Below are 2,770 nucleotides of genomic sequence, written 5' to 3'. Positions count from 1 at the left end.
ACCCGCCGGCAAAACTTCATCCTCTTCAGCCTCTACAGCACCGATTTGTCGTTGCTTAACTTTGGCCCGCTGGGGATCTCTTTGCCCACCTACCACTTCCAAACTCTGGCAGTGGCAGGGCAGTTTTACACCTACGAGATCCGCGAGGGCCAGACCACTCCCAAAAAAGGCTAAACCTGGGCCCGCTCCAAGAGGGCTTGCAACTCCTCCAGAGCCGCCTGGGCCGACTGGGCCTGCTGGTAAAGGGATTGCACCATCTCGGCGCTGGCCTGGGCTGATTGCAGGGTGGACTGGCTTTGGCGTTGGATGCGCTCTGCCAAGCCGCGGATGCGGTTGCTGGCTTCGGTGGTGCGCCCTGCCAATTTGCGAATCTCCTGGGCAATGGCGCCAAAACCGCCACCTCCGCCGCTGCGGTTGGCCTCCACAGCCGCATTAAAGGAGAGCAGGCGAATATAGCCCGCCACCTCTACGATCAAGTCAACGATGGTGTTGATTTCTTTGAGCTCGCGGGAGAGCTCCTGGTTGCTGTCGGCAATTTCCTGAGATAGACGGCGAACGGCCTCTACTCCGGCAAAGGTGGCGGCAAAGGTGGATTTGCCCTTCTCCGAGAGCACCGAGCTGATCTCGATGATGCGGGCGTTGAGGCGGGCCAGTTCTTCGGAGCGCTGCTGGGCCTGACGCCGCTCCCGATCTAAAGCGATGTTCTGGCTGAGGATCTCGGCCTTTTGCCGCTCCAGATCGCGGGCATACTGAAGGCTGCGGTTTTTCTCTTGCTCCAGCTCGGCCAAGATCCGTTGCATCTCCTCCTGCTGTTCTTGCAGCTTCCGCTGCGTGGCCAGATGCACCTGCGACTGGGCCACCAACAACACCGGCACATCCAAAAGGCGGTAGTCCTGGGAACCAACTTGTACCACCACCGGGTCGTAGATGGTCTCCTGGGGCCGCTGGAAGGCCTGGCTGGCCGCCGCGATGACATCGCAGTCGCCGGGGAGCAGCAAAAAGCCCCGTCCGTGGAACTCCACCAAGGAGCTGATGGGCCGCTTCAAAAACACGTCTAGGCCATAGGGCTTGCTCAGCATCCACTCCAAAATGGCGCGGCGGGTCAACATCCCCTGCACCCGCGACCGCTCATCCAGCACGATGACCCCCGAAAGGCTGGGATCATCTTCTAGGCGGCGCACCACGTTCTCGCAGGGGGTGGACTCGCTCACCTGAAAGTCCACCAGGGCCAGATCGCGCAGCTTGGTGTTGATCGAGAGGGTGGGAGTGGGCGGATTGGTCAGGGTAGCCATCACAGGGATCCTCGGCGCGGGTTGGGCAGAGACAAGTGGCCAAGAATGTGCTATGTATAGAGGAGCACAGAGGCAGAGCTCTGCTCGCCTTTCCAGCGAACCGGTGGCAAACAGAGCCGGCCAACCTTAGTTTGGCTTGAGATCTTGTCTGCTGGCTACAAGCCTATACGGGATTGTGCGGAGAGATGCTTTTTCTCTTTCATTTGTGCTTTATTGGTGGGCAGGCGAGGAACCTGTTCTGAACCCAGGGGCTAAGGGGATCTGGGGTTAGTGAGCCTCTTGATAGCGGTGGTAGATCTCCAGGATTTCGCCGCGCCCGCGCTTAAAAGCTGCCACCACTTGCGGATCGAAGTGGCTGCCGCTGTTGCTTTCCACAAAGCGAAAGATCTCGTCTAGATCCCAGGCTGCTTTGTAGGGACGGCGGCTAGCCAAGGCGTCGAACACGTCGGCCAAAGCCACAATCCGCCCTTCCAGCGGGATCCCTTCGCCCTTGAGGCCCCGCGGGTAGCCGCTGCCATCAAACTTCTCGTGGTGGGTGAGGGCAATGATGGCGCTTTTTTTCATCAGCTCCGAGTCGGACTTGCTGAGGATCTCGTAGCCAATCTCAGGGTGGCGGTTCATGATCTGTCGCTCTTCGGGGGTGAGGGGACCTGGCTTGTGCAAGATGGCATCCGGGATCCCGATTTTGCCCACATCGTGCAGAGGGCTGGCGTAGAAAATCAGCTCCCGTTCATGGCTGCAGAGGCCCAACTCTTGGGCAATGATGCGGGAGTAGTGGCTCATGCGCTTTAGGTGGAAAGCCGTGTCCTGATCCCGATACTCAGCGGCCTGAGCTAGACAAAAAATCGTTTCCAGGTGAGCCGATTTTAGCTCTTCCCGCAAGCGCACATTTTGATAAGCAACAGCTGCCTGGGAAGCTAGGGCTTCGGCCACCTGGACTTCCAGCTCAGAAAACGGCTGACTCCATTCGGCCACCTGGTTGCGCGCTAGCTCAGCAGGACGATCCGGCCTGAGGCGGTTTAAGAGTTGCAAGGCTCCGAGGATGTTTCCTGAGGGATCCCGCAGCGGCACTGTGAGCAGGGAGCGGGTGCGGTAGCCAGTCTGCCGATCCACCTGGGGATTAAAAGCGTAGGGCAGATTGGGGGGCAGTTGGTAAACGTCCGGCAGATTCAAGCTCTCCCCGGTAAGCACTACATAGCCCACGATGCTGGAAGGGCTGAGGGGGAGGCGCAGATCCCGCAGCTCCTCGTTGCGCTTGACCACGAAAAAGCGCAGCTCATCTCCTTCGCGGAGGAACAGACTGGCCCCATCGCAGCAGGTTAGCTCGCGCGCCTGGGCAACAATCAGCTCCAGCAACCGCTTTAAATCCGTTTCTGAGGAAAGGGCAATCCCCACCTGGATCAGCCGCTGACTCAGGCGCAAGGCAGCAGCAGGCTCGAATTTAGCTTCGCCAAGGGAGAGCTCGAAGGGGGCAGGCC

The 2,770-nt window shown here is 59.5% G+C and carries 3 protein-coding genes; 1 reads left to right on the top strand and 2 read right to left on the bottom strand.

From position 1 onward, the window contains the following. Positions 1 to 45 precede the first annotated feature (45 nt). Positions 46 to 174 carry a hypothetical protein gene (locus NW863_RS09565; protein WP_414365970.1) on the top strand — a complete coding sequence of 43 codons (129 nt, stop codon included), beginning with the start codon at positions 46 to 48 and terminating at the stop codon, positions 172 to 174. On the opposite strand, the gene NW863_RS09560 is transcribed toward NW863_RS09565, so the two are convergent. Both NW863_RS09560 and NW863_RS09555 read right to left on the bottom strand, forming a co-directional pair. Beyond that, on the bottom strand, positions 171 to 1,292 hold the full coding sequence (locus NW863_RS09560) for a methyl-accepting chemotaxis protein (protein ID WP_414365967.1): 1,122 nt from the start codon (positions 1,290 to 1,292) through the stop codon (positions 171 to 173). The two genes, NW863_RS09565 and NW863_RS09560, sit on opposite strands and share 4 nt — an antisense overlap. Positions 1,293 to 1,559: 267 nt before the next feature. Next, positions 1,560 to 2,770, bottom strand: a 1,211-nt coding sequence (locus tag NW863_RS09555; protein WP_414365966.1) for an HD domain-containing phosphohydrolase, incomplete at its 5' end; no start/stop codon positions are given.

Source organism: Synechococcus sp. B60.1 (assembly GCF_047462555.1).
Lineage (GTDB): Bacteria > Cyanobacteriota > Cyanobacteriia > Thermostichales > Thermostichaceae > Thermostichus.
The sequence above is the reverse complement of the archived record's forward strand: the minus strand, read 5'-3'. Positions and strand labels throughout refer to the sequence as shown.